Genomic DNA, 16,347 nt, shown 5'->3' on the forward strand with positions numbered 1-16,347 from the left:
GGCCTCGACGCAGCAGCGAGACACGCAAGACGTGAGCGCCGCCGAGGCACCGCGGCGAGAATGGATCAGGTCGCCAGGGGCGAACGAGAGGCGGGGGAGTGAGCAACAGAGACTACGAGGGGCAGCCGCTGACCGGCGACGCTGCCCTCGTGCGCACCAAGGCGCAGCACTACCAGGAGATCGGTCACGCGATCACGCGGTCCCTCAACACGCTCGACCGCCTCGCGGATGCCGACGACCAGCGCAGCAAGGCGATCGAGGCGCTCCGTGGGTCGCTGAGCGACGTATCGCGCGATATCGGCAAGGCTCAGCAGCGCTACGCCCTCACTGCCACTGCGCTGCTCGACTACTCGAGCAAGCTCAAGCACGCGCAAGACGACGCCGATGCGGCCATCGCTGAGATCAGTGCCGCTCGCTCCGCGCTCGACACGGCCGAAGCCGCTCAGCGCCGCGCCGACCGCGCCGCCGATGACCCCGAAGCGGATGCCGCGGCCAAGACCGCCGCACAGAACGCCGCCGATGATGTCAGCCGGAAGCGCAGCGCTGTCACGACCGCTCTGCAGAAGTGGCACGCCGCGAAGCGCGACAAGGACAGCGCAGCTCAAGCGGCGAGCCGAGACATCAACGATGTCGTGAACGGCAAGGTCGGCGATCAGCTCAACGACAGCTGGTGGGACGACATCGGCAAGATCCGCGATGTGCTCAAGATCATCTGCGAGATCGCCGGTGTGCTCGCGATCTTCCTCTCGTGGGTGCCGATCCTCGGGGCGGTGCTCGTGGGGCTCGCGATCCTCGGCGCGATCATGGCCATGATCGACGCGGTGGTGAAGCTCACCCGTGGCGAAGGCGGCATCATGGATGTCGTGTTCGCCGCTGTCGGTCTCGTGCTCGCGGCGTTCGGCGGCAAGATCTTCAGCTACTTCGGCAAGCTGGCGAAGTTCAACGCCATGAACAAGGTGATGACGAAGGGCGATGACTTCTTGAACTCCAAGGCCTTCAAGAAGGTGTTCGGCGCGTCGAAGAACTCCTTCAAGAGCGGGGAGTACCGCAACCTGTTCAAGAACGGCAACAGCTTCAAGACCTTCCTCAGCGACGGCCTCAACCCGTTCAAGCTCGGCCTCGGCAAGGGCAGCACGTTCAGCGCCCGCTTCTCCGACGGCTTCGCCACGGGGTGGCATAGCTTCCGCGGCAACCCGCTGGGCCTGAAGACGCTTGATCTCGACCTCACCGGCGAAGCCTGGAAGTCGCTGTCGCGTGGCGGCCAGGTCACGCTCGCCATCATCGACGGGCGCAAGGTGCTCGGCACAGGGCAGACGCTCATCAATACGCTCACGCCGCTCGAGGTCTCGCTCAAGCCCGACTCGATCCTCAAGGACATCAGCGTCGGCATCGAGAACCGGATCAGAGAACGGTGACCCCCGGCCGCCTCGAGATCCTCGACTTCGACTTCGATGTGCCGGAGGACTATTACCCGATCCCGCTGTTCGGTCACGACGACCTTGACTCCGAGCGCTGGGCGCGCGCGGTCATCGACGATGTGCGCGAGCGGGCGGATGCCGGGGCCACAGGCCAGATCATCGAGTCGCTCGCCGAGCTCCGCGACCGGCTGCTGAGCCGCGCGAACCCGCTGTTCACGGCCGTCGTTTCGGTGCGAGCGCAGTTCACCATGACGATCGGGTGCCTCATCACGGTGCAGCAGCTCGAACTCGAACCGGATGACGGGCCTGACGAGCTGGAGCGTGCGCTCGCCGAGTCGGTCGAGACCATGCCGCTCGGCACGCGTTCGCGCGAGGCCGACTTCTGGCGCCTGCGCGGTGATGATCGCGAGGTGGTGGGCATGCTGCAGCGCCTCGAATACCTCGAGCCCGGTCAGGCGGAAGGGCATCTCGAGCAGCGCACGGTCTTCGGCGTCTTTCCCGACGGCGCCTCAGACATGCTTCACTTCACGTTCACCGTCTCCGACCTCGCGACGTTCGGCGATATGCGCGCCGAGACGCAGGCGATCGTCGACACGGTGACCTTCCGGCTCGGGGCGCTCGAATGACGCGAGCGGTGACGGTGGGGCAAGCCGATTTCACGATCGTGCTGCCCGGCACGTGGGCGAGCATTCCCCTCCACGATGCCGAGGCGGCCGATCGCGCGGTCGTCGCGCTCGTGAAGCAACGGGTCGGCCGCGACGATCGTCTCGCCACAGCGCGGAGACAGGCTCGCGATCAGTTGCGCGACGTCGTGCAGCGGGCCCGCGCCGACGGTGCGATGCAGCTGGCACTGTCGCTCGAGATCCTCCCCGATGTGCCGTTCCCGGCATCCATGATCATGAAGTTCGTCCCGTGGTCGGATGCCGTCTCACCCGACGACCGGGTGAGCGATGCCCTGCGCAAGCAACTGCCGGGCGCCGAGGTGCTCGAACTCGAGCCCGGCCCGACTGCGCGCACCTGGCGTTCGGTGCAATTGCGCCCCGGCTCGGAGCCCGTGCCCGACCTCAAGCTCGAGTACCTGCTGCCCACTGCCGACGGCACGCAATTGCTGCAGCTGGTCGCCGATGTGCCGGTCGAGTGCGACCCAGAACTGCTCGTGGCGCTCTTCGACGCCATCGTCGACTCGATCCGCTGGTACCGAGCGGATGCCGCCCCCAGTTCAGCGCCCGGCCGAAACGCCGCGCCCGAAGCCGAGCCCGAACCGGTCGAACGATGAGCGAGGCCAAGCGCCGTCGCGAGCAGATCGCGGCAAGGTCGAAGCAGGCGCAACGTCGCAAGCAGGGAAGCGGTGCCGCGACCCTGCCGAAGCCAGGCCCGTTCATTTGGGGTGGGATCGCACTGCTGGCACTCGGAACGGTGGCCCTCATCATCGCGGCATTCGCCGGACTCCGAGGCGATGCGCTCACCACCGGCGATGCGTCGAAGCTCCTCAACAACGCCATCGCACTGCCCGGCGTGCTCTTCCTGCTGGGCGGAGTGCTGCTGTTTCTCGGCATCATGTTCCGTCGGGCCGCGTGGCAACTGCACCTCGAGCGAGGCTTCTTCGAAGGCGGCTCGGTGTCGTTCGAGTTGCGTCCGGTTCCGCTGACCGTGCACCTCGTCGGGCTCATCGTGCCGGTCGGCGTGTGGTCGCTCATCGTGCTCGCGCCGGTGCTGGGCGCGCTCGCCGACGACGGGCCGGCGGCGTGGGTGGCCGACGCCTCCGACGACTTCTGGGTGCTCTCCGCGTTCTACGGCTTCGTCGCAGCCGGATCACTCGGCGTCATGCTGGCATCGCTGCTGAAGAAGCTCGGATACGCCCTGTTCGCGCCGGACCGTTCGCCGCGTCAGCACGCTACGCCCGATCGACCGGCATCCGCTCAGCGATTCTGGCGGCTCGTCTCGGCGCAATTCCGAGCCGAGAGCTGGCTGGGCTTCGCTGGGCTCGGGTTCGCAGGTGCGCTCCCGTTGCTCTGGCGCGACGCGGATGCCTCGGGTCAGCCGCTCGACGACACCGCCGTGCTCGTGTTCGCCCTCGTCGCGGTGCTCTCGACCGTCGCTGCCGCGATCGTCGCGCTCAACTCGTGGCGCTCCGGCGCCGAGCTCGGTTACGCCGAGTCCGTCGCCTGAGCATCTGGCACGGCGCACGCCTGTACCCCGCATTGGGGGACCGGCGCTCTCCACCTCCCCCTGCCGCCTCAGGCAGCGAAAGTTAGGCTCGAACAAGGCCGATTCGCCACGCAGTCAGCGCGCGATCAGCGCCCGTGCCGGCGCTCGAGTGGCATCGAAGCGCAACGCACACCGCAGACGGTCGACGAGTATTTCCGGGGGGTCTCGTGGCGAGTCGTATGCCGTCGGCGCCGCCCGTGCTCTCCGGCTTCAGCTACGTGCGGCCGCTCGGCACCGGCGGCTTCGCCGACGTGTTCCTGTTCGAGCAGAACATGCCCAGGCGATCGGTCGCGGTCAAGGTGCTGTTGCGCGAAGTGGTCGATGACGACGTCATCCGCATGTTCAACTCCGAGGCGGATGTGATGGCGCGGCTCAGCGCTCACCCCTCGATCGTCACGGTGCACGCGGCGAGCATCTCAGCCGACGGTCGTCCGTACCTGGTCATGGAGTACTGCCCTGGTTCCGCCGCAGCCCGGTACCGCCAGGAACGGATGCCGCCGGCTGCCGCGCTGCATCTCGGCGTGAAGATCGCGAGCGCGCTCGAGACCGCTCACCGGGCCGGGCTGCTGCACCGCGATATCAAGCCGTCGAATATCCTCACCACCGAGTTCGGCGCCCCTGTGCTCGCCGACTTCGGCATCGCCACTTCGCTCGCCGGCGGGCGATCGGAGCAGCTCATCGCCATGTCGCTCCCGTGGAGCGCACCAGAGGTCGTCGACGAGCGCACGAGCGGCACCGTCGCGAGCGAGGTCTGGGGTTTCGGGGCGACCCTGTACTCGCTCATCGCCGGGCGGACTCCATTCGAAGCCCCCGGGGTCAAGCTGTCGCGCGATCAGCTTCGGGCGCGCATCCTCCGCGCGCGGTACCAACCGATCGACGGGGCCGCTGTCCCCGAGTCGCTCGACGCCCTGCTGCGCCGGATGCTTCAGCGAGACCCAGCAGCCCGGCCCGGAAGCATGTTGGAGGTCGCGCACGCCCTGCAGCTCGTGCAGTACGAGCTCGGCATCGCACCGACTCCTCTCGAGATCGCATCCGAGCAGTGGGCTGCGACCGCGGCACCCATCGATTTCGATGACACCGTGATGCGCGGCGCGACCATCTCCGAGGTCGAAGTCGATTCGGCGCGACGGCCCCGGTCGCAGCGGGCGTCGGCGCGGCGTGATCGCGGAGACGTCCACGAGAGCGGCACCGGCGGTGAGCCCGGTCGCAGTGGCCGACGCCGACGCGCGATGGTGGCGGGCTACGCCGCAGCCGGGCTGCTGCTCGCGGGAGCGGTCGGCACCGGCATTGCCCTCGTCACCGGGGGCGGATGATGCCCGGAGACCGTCTTCCGCCTGGGGGCGGAGCTCGTCTGGGCGGCGCCCCTCCCCGCCGCGGTGCCCTCGGTCGGCTCCTGCGACACCGCCTCACCGCGCCGGTCGCCGCCGCCACAGCCGTGCTCGTCGCCACGGGCGCAGCGGTGTTCGCGACCGGCTACGACGTGAAGAAGACCCCGCTCGAAGACGGCAGCGTGTGGGTGCTGCAGAGCGGTGACGGCAACCGCTACGCGCGAGTCAACACGACGCTCGGCGAGCTCGATGCGGTGAAGACGGCGCCACGGCCGACAGCGCTCGCCCAGCATGCCGATGCGGCGCTGCTCTTCGCACAGAACAACGAACGCGTGGCGCGCATCGATCCGGCCAGGCCGGCCGATCTCAACGACGACGACGCCGCCTTCGCCGGCACACCGTCCGGCACGACGTCCATCAGCGCCGAGGGCGAATGGATCGGATACCTCACTGCTGAGGGTCAGGTCTTCGCCGGCCGCATCGATGGATCGGCGGATGCTGCGGCATCCGTCGACCCGGGCGCAGGGATCGCGGCCACCGACGACCCGCAGCAGCCGACGGAGCAGTACCGCGCCGCAGCGATCGCCGTGACCGAGAACGGCAGGCTGTTCAGCTACTCGCCCGGTTCCGGCGCCGTGCTCGAGTACGACATCGCCGAGGAGCGGGTCGTCGCCGAGCACGCGGTGCCCGACGCTCCGGGGGCGATCCCCGGGTCCGACGCGGCTGAAGGCACGGACGACGGAGGTGCCGCAGGCCCGACGGGCCAGAGCGGCCTGCAGCTCTCTGTAGCGGGCGACCGGTGGTTGCTGCTCGACAGTGCGACCGCCAGGCTGTGGGTGTCGACGTTGCCTCAACCGATCGAGACCGGCCTCGGCGTCGGGGCGATGCTGCAAGACGCGTCGCCCGATCGTGCACGGGCGCTTGTCGCCGACACCGCCTCGCTCCTCGAAGTGCAACTCGACAGCGGCACCCTGGCGACCGTGTTCGGCGGCGCTGGGCGCCTGGGCGCGCCTGCTTCCCCCATCGTGGTCGGGGCCGAGCGGTATGCGGCATGGCTGCCCATGGCAGGCGCCGGCGGCGTCCTCTGGTCGAGCGTCGCCGGCCCGAGCACAGGCGACACCCAAGGCCGGCCCAGTGCGAGCGAGGGTGGAACGGGAGCCGAACGGCGGCTCGACTACGCGGGTGCCACCCCGCCCCTCGAGCCGACGCCGGTGTTCCAGCGGAACGGCGGCACCGTTGTGCTCAACGATGTGCGCTCCGGCTGGACTTGGACCGTTCCAGACGGAAGGCTCGTCGCCGGTTCGCAGCGCTGGTCGCTCGACAGCGATCAGCGTGAGGAGCGCGCCGACGACGCCGAGCAGGTCGCCGAGATCACCGATCCGCGACCGCCCGTCGCGGAGCCCGATGTCTTCGGGGCGCGACCGGGGCGCCTGACGCTGCTACCGGTCCTCCTCAACGATCACGACGCCAACGGCGATGTGCTCACCATCGCCGCCGACTCGCTCACCCGATTGCCCGCCGAGTTCGGCGAAGTGAGCCTCGTGGCCGACCAGCAGGCTGTGGCGCTCAGGCTCGCGCCAGGCGCTCAGGGGAGTGCGACGTTCAGCTACGCCGTCACCGACGGCACGCGCGCCGATGGGCTTCGATCGGAGCCGGCCACTGTCACGGTGCACGCGCGCGGCGACGAGGAGAACGGCGCTCCGCAGTGGTGCGGAGTCGACAGCGCATCGGCCGAGGCATCGGGTGCGGCGGGAGTCGCGGAGTGCCTGCTCGACTGGCCTGAGCCGCAACTCCGCGCGGGGGGCACCGTGCGCGTGCCCGTACTGCACGGCTGGGTCGACCCCGACGGCGACCCGGTGTACCTGCACTCCGCGGTGAACCAGAGCGGGGTCGGATCGGTGACGACGACCCCGGATGGGCGCGTCGTCTATCAGCATCCTGACCCTTCGGCATCCGACCCGATCTCGGTGACCATCGTCGTGCGGGTGTCCGACTCGCGAGGAGCGATCGCCGAGCGGCCGCTCGTGATGCAGGTGAGCCCGGTGCCCGAGCTGACGGCCGAGCCCTTCGCCCTCGCCTCGGTGGTCGGTCGCACCCTCACCGTCGACCCCATGCCCCACATCAGCGGAGAGTCCGGTCCGGTGGCGATCGCTTCCGCGAGCGTGCCCGACAGCGCTGCCGCGGCGGCATCCGTCACCGTCAACAGGGGCAGCCGCACCTTCGACTTCACCGCCCGCGAACCAGGCTCGTACCTGGTGAGCTACGTGGTCGGCGACGGCGTGAGCGAACTGGTCGCGCAGGCCCGGATCACGGTCGATGCGGATGCCGGTGCCCTTACGACGGCGCCCGTCACCGTCTTCGTGCGCCCGAAGACCGACACGAGCGTCGATGTGTTCTCCGCAGTGTCGAACCCCGCCGGGCGCGTGCTGCTGCTCAGCCAGGCGGTCACCGAAACCGCGTCCGGGGCGTCCCTCGATGTCGACGTGGTCGGCCAAGCGATGCTGCGCGTGCGAGGCAGCACCGCCGACGGTCAGCCGGGGCTGCTCGGCGTCGTGCGCTATACCGTCTCCGACGGGTCAGGTGACGCAGCGTTCACGACTGAGGGCGAGGCGACCGTCGTGCTGCTGCCGGCTCCGGTGCCACAGGCCCCCATCGCGGTCGAAGACGCCGTCACCGTGCGTGCGGGTGCCCAGGTCGATATCCGAGTGCTCGCGAATGACGTCGCGCCCGACGGAAACGTGCTGGTGCTGCACCCCGAGTCGATCGAGCGCGTCGGGGCAGACGGTTCCGGCAGCAGTGGCTCGGGCGATCCGGAATCGGCGGGGCTCGCCTTCGCCGCGGGCGAGACGCTGCGGTACCTGGCCCCTTCCGAGCCCGGCACCTACACCTTGCGATACGGCGTCTCGGTCGCCGGAGCCCCGCACCTCGCCGACACCGCCGATGTCACCGTGACGGTGCTGCCGCATGGCGAGAACCGCGCACCACGGCCGCGCACGCTCGTCGGCCGAGTGCTGGCCGGCGAGACCGTCGAGCTGCCGTTCTCGGCGTTCGGCGTCGACCCCGACGGCGACTCGGTGAAGCTCGATCGCATCGTCTCCCAGCCGGATGCCGGCACAGCCACCATCTCTCCAACCGCGACCTCGATCAGGTACACGAGCGTGCGGGGCCAGCGCGGCGAGGTGCAGTTCGAGTACCGGGTGCGCGACCGGCACGGGGCGACCGGCGTGGCCATCGCCCGCATCGGCGTGCTCGACGAGCAATCCGACCCGAGCCCGGTCACATTCAGCGACTACTACGAAGTCGTTGCGGGCGAGGGCAACCGGGTCGTCGTCGAGCCCACGGCGAACGACCTCGACCCGACGGGTGGAGAGCTCACGCTGCTCAGCGTCGTCCCAGACGCGGCGATGGGCACCGACGAGTATCAGCAGGCGCTCGCGCAACTCGGGGTGATCGACGACGGCCGCGTCGAGCTGCTCGCGGGCGAGACGCCCGGCATCCGCAGTTTCGTCTACACCGCCGAGAACGAGCGGGGCGATGTGGCTGCTGGGCTCATCGTGCTGCGCGCGGTGCGTGAGGCGGTGCCCCAGTACCCGATCGTGGCCGACACGGTGGTCTCCTTCGAGCAGCGAGGCGATTTCGCTAGCGGCATCGATGTCGTGAGCGGCAAGGTGTCGTGGTCGGCGGGTGACCTGACCGAACTGCGACTGCGAGTGCTCGACACCGCCGCGGGCGACGCGGCCGGTGTCGCAGTCGACGGCTGGCGAATCAGCGGCACCGCACCGGACGAAGGCCTGCTGCTGCCGTTCGCCGTCACCGGCACGGCCTTCGACGGCACCGAAATGACGACGTACGGGTTCCTGCGCATCGCCGCCACCTCGGAGATCGTGCTGGCGCTCAAGTCAGACTTCGCCCCGCTCACGGTCGACGAGGGCGAATCGCTCGTCTTCGACATGGCCGACCTCGTCGCCTACCCGGCTGGCGAGCGGCTAGAGCTCGCGCGCGACGGCGTGCGCCCGTCAGGGCAGCGAGCCGGTGCGAGGTGTGCGGGGAGCAGCGGCACGCGTGTGGAGTACCGAGCCGGCCAAGGCGCTCCCTGGAGCGACAGCTGCACGGTGCCGGTGCGGCTCAACGGACAGACCGAGTACACCGACCTGGTCGTGCCGCTCACGGTCGTCCCGCCCGAGCCGCAGCCCGAGCTTCGACCCGCGTCGCTCACGCACAGCCCCGCCGCAACCCCGATCGAGTACGACCTGCGGCAGATGGTGGAGTGGAACGGACGCGAGGACTGGCAATCGCTGCGGTTCATCGCCGAGTACTCGGGCGACCAGTTCACTGTCGAGCAGCGCGGGGCGACACTCGTGCTCTCGGCGCTCGACACCGCGTCGCCCGGTCGTGAGAACACCGTCGCGGTGCGGCTGCCGAGTCATCCGGCCGCGGCGCCCGCACTCATCACGCTCAAGGTCGGGCCGGCACCCACAGAGCTCCCCAAGGGCGGGACGACTGCCCGTGAGTGCAGGGCCTCGGAGGGCACGAGTTGCCTCATCGACGTCATCGGCGCCCCGGGCGAGGCGAACCTCTACCGCTCGACACCGCTGCAGCTCGCGTCGGTGGAACCCGGCACATGCCCCGGCGTCACCTTCTCGGTCGCCGACAGCCGCCGGGTGAAGGCGACATGGATGCCGGGAGCCCCGGGCGCGACCTGCGAGACGTCGTTCGTCGTGCGCGACGCGCAGGGCAAGGTGAGCGCCGGCGAGCGGAACGGCTCGGTCACAGTCGACCTGCTCGGCTACCCGAAGGCACCGGCATCCGTCAGCCAGGTCGGGTTCGATGCCTCGACCGTCACACTCGCTGTCGCGCCGGGCGAAGCGTCTGCCGCGTACCCGGCTCTGCAGGGCTTCGCGCTCTACAACGGATCGCGTCAGGTGGGCACCTGCAGCACCTCGGGCAATTGCGACCCGATTCCCGGCGAGCGGTACGACAACAGGCAGCGCTACACGGCCCGCGCCGTGAACGCGATCGGTGAGTCGCAGGCGACGGGCGCGATCGAAGCCTGGACGTATGTCGCACCCACGGTCGGCGCAGTCGCTGCCGAATCCCGCTACGACTCCTCGGCGACCACGGCGTCGTCGGGCTCGGTCGAGCTCAGGATCGCCCAATCGGAGCCGCGCGCTGACCGCTACGCCATCAGTGGTGCGGCGGGCGCCCCTGCCGAAGTGCGCGCCGAGCGCCGCGGCGAGACGACCGTGCGCTTCACCCTCGCGCCCGGCTCGCACGAGCTGACGGTGACGCCACTGAGCGACTTTCCCCTGCCGCCGGGGCGTGCACCATCGGCGTCGACCGCGACCGTCACCGTACGGGCAGTCGGATCGCCCCTGATCGACGCCGCGGGGGTCTCGTTCTCGACCACCGAGAACTCGATCACGGTTCGAGGTGTGACCTTCGGTCGCAACAGCAGCGACCGGCCCGACGAGGTGCGCTACATCGCCACGCAATCGGGGATCGCCAGTTGCACGGTCGGGCGCGATGGGACCGGGCTGCAGGCGACGGCAGCCGGGCAGGTCTCGACCTCGCCAACGATCGGGTCGCTGGCGAAGCACCGCAGCTACACGGTGATCGCCTGCTACTCGAACGGGTACGGCGTCGCGCAGCAGACGCTCGGCACCGCAACGACGTGGGTGGCGCCGCCCGCGCCGGGAGACAGCACGTACCGGTACACCGTGACCGATCGAGGCGACCGGTACACCATCGATCAACCGACCGCAGCGACCGCGCCGCCGCAGGGCTTCGACGCGGTCTTCGAGAACTACGACGGCGGCTCGACCGTCTGGGGTCGTGACCCCGGCATCCGCGTCAAATACTGCCTCGAAGGCGACCTCACCCGCTGCGGGCCGACGTCGGCCGTCACCCCCGTGCAGGCGGACCGCGCATGGCAGGTGCGGATGCCGCAGGTCGACGTCACCTGTCGCGTCAGCGCCCCAGCCGGCATCGCCCTGAGTCTCACGGGCGGCGAGGCATCGCTCGCGGCCGCGACCCTCACCGCGTTCGAGGCGTACGTGCCCGACGCCGAGGGCGGCGGAGCGTGGGTCGCGGGAACCGACGCGTCGACCTGGCCCGCGGGCGCCACGCGAGTGCGGAACGTCCAGTGGAACCTGGCCTGGACCGCAGCCGCTGTTCAGGGCCTCGATGACAAGGCTGGCACGATCGCAGCGGAGGTCGCATGCGCACCATGACCTCCATGGCCGGCCCGCCCGTCGCCTCTCACCTCCTGACGGCATGCACCCGCATCGCCCATCCCACCGAGAAAGCACCCACACGATGACCATCACCAGTCCGATGACGATCACGAACGAGCAGTCCTCCTGGTTCGAGTCGACGTTCGACGCGATGGCGAGCAACGTCGAACGGGCGGTGCTCGGCAAGCGGCACGTCATCGAACTCGCGTTCACCGCCATGGTCAGCGAGGGCCACCTGCTGCTCGAAGACTTCCCAGGCACCGGCAAGACTTCGCTCGCGCGCGCGATGTCGCAGACCGTGCAGGGCACCAGCAGCCGCATCCAGTTCACGCCCGATCTGCTGCCGGGCGACGTCACGGGCATCACGGTCTACGACCAGAAGCGCGGGGAGTTCGAGTTCCACCCCGGGCCGGTGTTCGCGAACATCGTGCTCGCCGATGAGATCAACCGGGCGAGCCCCAAGACCCAGTCAGCGCTGCTCGAGGCCATGGAGGAGGGTCGCGTCACGGTCGACGGTGTCACGCGGTCAACCGGGTCGCCGTTCCTCGTCATCGCCACGCAGAACCCCATCGAGCAGGCGGGAACGTACAGGCTGCCCGAGGCGCAACTCGACCGGTTCATGATGAAGACGTCGCTCGGGTACCCCGACCTCGCCTCGACGATCCGCATCCTCGAAGGCACCAGCGATATCCGTCACGACCTCGAACCGGTGATCACGCCCCAGGGCCTCCTCACGCTCTCCGAGCTCGCACGGGCCGTGTATGTGCACCCGCTCGTGTACGACTACATCGCCCGCCTCATCGAGGCCACGCGCACCGCGCGCCAGGTGCGCATGGGGTCGAGCGTGCGCGGGGCGCGAGCGCTCACCAAGGCGTCGAAGACCTGGGCCGCCGCGCACGGCCGGGTCTTCGTGACGCCCGACGACGTGAAGCGACTGGCCGAGCACGTGCTCGCCCACCGGATCGTGCTCGACCCCGAGGCGGAGTTCGACGGCGTCACGGCCGGCGCTGTGATCGGGCAGATCCTCATGGACACGGTGCCCCCCAGTCGGAGCGACATCGGGTGAGCCCCCGCACCGACAGCGACCTCGGCCGCACCGCCTCATCGACGACCTCGACGTCGACCTCGACCTCGACGGGCGGCTCGACGCGCACGCATTACGCGACCACGCGAGCCGGCGCGTTCGTCGAGACGGCGGTGCGGGGCGTGCGCACGTGGCAGCGTCTGCGTGACGCCGCGGGCGCTGCGCGGCGCTGGGTGGCGGGCACGGTGACGCCTATCGGCTGGTTGGCGCTGTCGGGAGCGTTCGTGCTCCTGCCGCTCGGGCTCGGGCTCGGCTGGACCGAGCTCGTGGTCGCCGGCGCCATCGGCGCTGCCCTCGTGCTGTTCGCCCTGCCGTTCCTCGCGGGAGGGCGCGCCTATGACATCCGCTTCGAGCTGCGGGCGGCGCGCGTGGTGGCGGGCGATGCCGCCGTCGGCGATCTCACGGTCACCAATGCATCGCGCACCGCTCAATTGCCGGGAACCGTCGAGATCCCGATCGGTGACGCCCTGACGGATGTCGCGGTGCCGTTCCTGCGAGCAGGCAACGCGCACAGCGATGAAGTGGTCGTGCCCACCGAGCGGCGCGGCGTGATCATGGTCGGGCCGGCGACCTCGGTGCGCAGCGATCCACTCGGCGTCTTCCGACGCGAGGTCGACTGGGCCGAGCCGCAGCGGCTGCACGTGCATCCGGTGACGACCGCGCTTGCGAGCACGAGCGCGGGCGTCATCCGTGACCTCGAGGGCAATCCGACGCGCCGCATCGTCGACTCCGATCTCTCGTTCCACGCGATTCGCGAGTACGCCACCGGCGATGGCCAGCGGCACATCCACTGGAAGTCGACGGCCAAGACCGGAACCCTCATGGTCCGGCAGTTCGAAGAGAGCCGGCGCTCGCGGATCGTCGTGATGCTCGCCATGAACGATGCGGAGTTCGGCGCCGACGAGGAGTACGAGCTCGCGGTGAGCGTCGCGGGGTCGCTGGGCGCCCGGGCCCTGCGCGACGGTCGGGAGCTCGCGGTGCTCGCGGGCGATGAGGTCCCCGAGTTCGCGCGCGCCAGCATCCGCTCGGTCCGCTCCCTCACAGTGCGCACGCCCGATCTGCTGCTCGACGAGCTGAGCACGGTCGAGCGCTCGCCGCTCGCCATGCCCCTCGCCGACGCGTGCGCGCTGGCCTCGCGCATCGCACCCGACATGTCGATCGTCTTCATCGTCTGCGGATCGGGGGTCAGCCCGAGGCAGTTGCGGTCGCTATCGCTCGCCTTCCCCGCCGATGCGGCCGTGGTCGCGGTGCTGTGCGATCCCGATCGTGAACCCTCGTTCCGCGAGCTCGCCGGCACCGGTGTCTTCACCATCGCCCTGCTCGATGATCTGCGGGCGCTGCTCGGCAGGAGGGCGCGATGAGCGAGCGGATGCCGCACGCTGCGACCTCCGCGGGTGCGGGGGAGCCGCCCGCGTTCCCCGAGGCGGCAGCCGGTGCTCGGCCGAGACGCTCTGCGAGTGGACGCGGCGCAGCGGTCGCACGAGCGCTCATCGCGACCGTGTTCGTCATTGCGCTCGCCGTCATCGCGCTCGCCACGGTGTGGCCGATCTACCGCACCGTGTGGCTCGTCGTCACGGCGGGAGGCGCGATGCTCGCCGGCGCAGCCATCGCCCTGACTGCCGTGCTGAGGCGCTGGCGCTGGCCCGCGGTGCTGCTCGCGATCCTCGTCGGGTACTTCGCGCTCGGCCTGCCGCTGGCCATGCCGCGCTCGCTGAGTTCGCCAGAGGAATCGCTGCGCGGGCTGGTCGAACTCGCTGCAGCGCCCGTGACCGCGTGGAAGCAGTTGGTCACGGTCTCGATGCCGGTGGGCTCGTACCACGCCTTGCTCGTTCCCGCGTTCATCCTGTTCCTCGCGGCGTCGGTCGTGAGCTTCCGCTCCGCCTGGCGCGGAAGGCTCCCGCTGCTGGTGGTCGTGCCCTGGCTGGTCGCGCAGATGTTCGGCATCGCGTTCGGAACGAGTGCGAGCAGCGAGTCGCTGCGGCTGGGTGCACTGGCGCTCCACGCCCCTCGGGAGGCGGCGCTCGGTGCGGCGGGGTTCGCGGTCGCGATCTGGTACCTCGCCTGGCACGCCCGTGACAGCCGACGCCGCGCGCTCGGCCGGGGTGCACGCCCGGCCGCACCCGGGCTTCCGGCCTCGGCTCCGGCTGTGAGAGTGCGCAAGCCTCGTGCCCCGCTCGGCGCCCGCCTTCGCCGCACCGCGCTCGCCGGGGTCGTGCTGCTGACCGCGATCGCGGTAGCGGTGCCCACCGCATCCGCCCTCAGCGCCTCCGCCACGCGTGATGTGCTTCGCACCGCGGTCGACCCCGCTGAGCATCTGGCGCAGCAGCCCAGCCCGCTCGCGGCGTACCGCGGTTCGTTCACCGATGACTGGTTCGATCGCGAGCTGTTCCGGGTGACCGGTGAAGGCGAGGTCGACAGGCTGCGCCTCGCGGTGCTGGGAGGGTACGACGGCACGCGAGCGTCCGTGGGTCTCTCGGCCGTCTCAGCCGGCCCGGACTCTCCGGACGCTCCGGCGAGCGAAGACCCGGGGATCCCCGCGCTCTCGGGGCAGTCATCCGTGTTCGAGCGCGTGCCCACTCATCAACGACCGGGTGACGGTGCACGGGCGACCCTCGACATCGAGATCCTCGGCTACGAGGGCGTGTGGATGCCGTCCGCCGGGCGACTGCTCGATGTGCGCTTCTCGGGCGACCGCCGCGACGCGCTCAGCGACGGCTTCTTTTACGATCACGCCGCCTCCGCAGCGGTGCAACTCGAACGCCTGCGTCAGGGCGACCGGTATCTGCTCGATGTCGAGCAGCCCTCCGAACCCGTGCGCCTGGAGGCTCTCAGCAATCCTCGGGCGCCGATGGGGGCCCTGGCCGAAGTGGTCCCGGAGTCGCTGAAGGAGTGGGTCTCCTCGCAACGGCTCGGAGACGACGCCGCCGCGCTCGCCGAGCTGATCTCGCGGCTGCGCGAGCGCGGCTACCGGAGCCACGCGCTCGAGCTTCCCGCCTCGGGCGCCGAATGGGCGCGCGCGCTTCCCGGCTATCGGTTCGAGCCGAGTCTCGCCGGCCACTCCTCAGATCGAATCGATGCGCTGTTCACGGCGCTCATCGAGAAGCAGCGAAGCACAGAGGCGGTGTCGAATGAGCGCTTGGTCGCGGCCGTCGGCGACGATGAGCAATTCGCGGTGGCGGCGGCACTCATCGCGCGGCAGCTGGGTTTCGACGCGCGTGTGGTGCTCGGGTTCGTGCTCGACGGCACTGCGCGCACCGCGGCCGGGGCGCCGGGCATTCCGGCGTGCGAAGACGGCGTGTGTCGCGGCGGCAACCTCACCGCTTGGGTGGAGGTCGGTGGTGCCGGTGGCGAGTGGGCAGCCGTCGACGCGACGCCGCAGGCCCGGCATCCGCTCGCACCCGACGACGACACGCTGCGCGACCCCCGCCTCGACACCGAGGTCGTTCCCGAGAACGCGAGGGAGCAGCGCCCGCCCCAGCTCGAGCCGAGCGGAGGGGATGAGCGCTCACCGGATGCCGTCGACCCCGGGCTCGACCTGTCGTGGCTGTGGCCGGTGCTCACCGTCGCTGGCTGGACGCTCCTCGCGCTCGCGGTGCTCAGCGCGCCGTTCCTCAGCGTGATCGCCGCCAAGGTGCGCCGTCGACGCAGGCGGCGACGCGCGCCCGACGCTGCCTCGCGGGTCACCGGCGCCTGGGACGAGTACGTCGATCTCGCGGTCGACCACTCGCGAGCACGGCAGGGGGCGCTCACGAGGGAGGAGCTCGCGGTGCTGCACTCCAGCCCGCGAGCCGTGCAGATCGCCCGGCATGCCGACGCAGCCGCGTTCGCTCCGCCGGGCGCGGTCGGTCACGACCCTGCAGCGGTGTGGGCGCTGGTCGATGCTGAACGCGCCGAGCTGGCCGCATCCGCGGGAGCACGCGGAAGGCTGCGCGCGGCGATCTCACTGCGTTCACTGCCGCGCGGTCTGCGCAGAACCGGCTCGCACCGGCCTGTGCGGCGCTCGCTGCGTGCCGCTCGAACGAGCAGCCGTCGGCGACGCAGGGGAGCGTGAGCACGCCGGGTCGCCGAAACCCGGT

The 16,347-nt window shown here is 70.3% G+C and carries 9 protein-coding genes; all 9 read left to right on the plus strand.

The annotated features are described in order from the left end of the window. Positions 1-98: 98 nt before the first annotated feature. Entirely contained in the window at positions 99-1,415 is a 1,317-nt protein-coding gene (locus QF206_RS06100) for a hypothetical protein (RefSeq protein WP_281488324.1), read from the plus strand. Next, a complete protein-coding gene (locus QF206_RS06105; RefSeq protein ID WP_281488325.1) occupies positions 1,412-2,044 on the plus strand; it encodes a hypothetical protein in 633 nt (210 codons plus the stop codon). Before QF206_RS06100 ends, QF206_RS06105 begins: the two co-directional genes overlap by 4 nt. Beyond that, a complete protein-coding gene (locus QF206_RS06110) occupies positions 2,041-2,694 on the plus strand; it encodes a hypothetical protein (RefSeq protein ID WP_281488326.1) in 654 nt (217 codons plus the stop codon). The genes QF206_RS06105 and QF206_RS06110 overlap by 4 nt, the downstream gene beginning before the upstream one ends. Continuing rightward, positions 2,691-3,587, plus strand: coding sequence for a hypothetical protein (locus QF206_RS06115; RefSeq protein ID WP_281488327.1), 897 nt, complete (start codon positions 2,691-2,693; stop codon positions 3,585-3,587). The genes QF206_RS06110 and QF206_RS06115 overlap by 4 nt, the downstream gene beginning before the upstream one ends. 218 nt (positions 3,588-3,805) lie before the next feature. Beyond that, complete coding sequence (locus QF206_RS06120; protein WP_281488328.1) at positions 3,806-4,939, plus strand: serine/threonine-protein kinase; 1,134 nt, start codon at positions 3,806-3,808, stop codon at positions 4,937-4,939. Beyond that, on the plus strand, positions 4,939-11,184 hold the full coding sequence (locus tag QF206_RS06125) for an Ig-like domain-containing protein (protein ID WP_281488329.1): 6,246 nt from the start codon (positions 4,939-4,941) through the stop codon (positions 11,182-11,184). The genes QF206_RS06120 and QF206_RS06125 overlap by 1 nt, the downstream gene beginning before the upstream one ends. A 103-nt stretch (positions 11,185-11,287) precedes the next feature. Beyond that, the gene (locus QF206_RS06130; protein ID WP_281488596.1) at positions 11,288-12,253 is read left to right on the plus strand and encodes an AAA family ATPase; all 966 of its coding nucleotides are present in this window, start codon (positions 11,288-11,290) and stop codon (positions 12,251-12,253) included. Beyond that, positions 12,250-13,632 (plus strand): DUF58 domain-containing protein, encoded by a 1,383-nt coding sequence (locus QF206_RS06135; RefSeq protein WP_281488330.1) that lies wholly within the window; start codon positions 12,250-12,252, stop codon positions 13,630-13,632. The genes QF206_RS06130 and QF206_RS06135 overlap by 4 nt, the downstream gene beginning before the upstream one ends. Further along, the gene (locus QF206_RS06140) at positions 13,629-16,322 is read left to right on the plus strand and encodes a transglutaminase-like domain-containing protein (protein ID WP_281488331.1); all 2,694 of its coding nucleotides are present in this window, start codon (positions 13,629-13,631) and stop codon (positions 16,320-16,322) included. Before QF206_RS06135 ends, QF206_RS06140 begins: the two co-directional genes overlap by 4 nt. Positions 16,323-16,347: the final 25 nt, after the last annotated feature.

It is taken from the genome of Ruicaihuangia caeni (assembly GCF_029952955.1).
GTDB lineage: Bacteria > Actinomycetota > Actinomycetes > Actinomycetales > Microbacteriaceae > Ruicaihuangia > Ruicaihuangia caeni.

Excerpts from the sequence above, each read along its gene's own strand:
- QF206_RS06115 (WP_281488327.1), top strand. The coding sequence starts at position 2,691 with ATGAGCGAGGCCAAGCGCCGTCGCGAGCAGATCGCGGCAAGGTCGAAG.
- QF206_RS06120 (WP_281488328.1), top strand. The coding sequence starts at position 3,806 with ATGCCGTCGGCGCCGCCCGTGCTCTCCGGCTTCAGCTACGTGCGGCCG.
- QF206_RS06110 (WP_281488326.1), top strand. The coding sequence starts at position 2,041 with ATGACGCGAGCGGTGACGGTGGGGCAAGCCGATTTCACGATCGTGCTG.
- QF206_RS06130 (WP_281488596.1), top strand. The coding sequence starts at position 11,288 with ATGACGATCACGAACGAGCAGTCCTCCTGGTTCGAGTCGACGTTCGAC.
- QF206_RS06140 (WP_281488331.1), top strand. The coding sequence starts at position 13,629 with ATGAGCGAGCGGATGCCGCACGCTGCGACCTCCGCGGGTGCGGGGGAG.
- QF206_RS06125 (WP_281488329.1), top strand. The coding sequence starts at position 4,939 with ATGCCCGGAGACCGTCTTCCGCCTGGGGGCGGAGCTCGTCTGGGCGGC.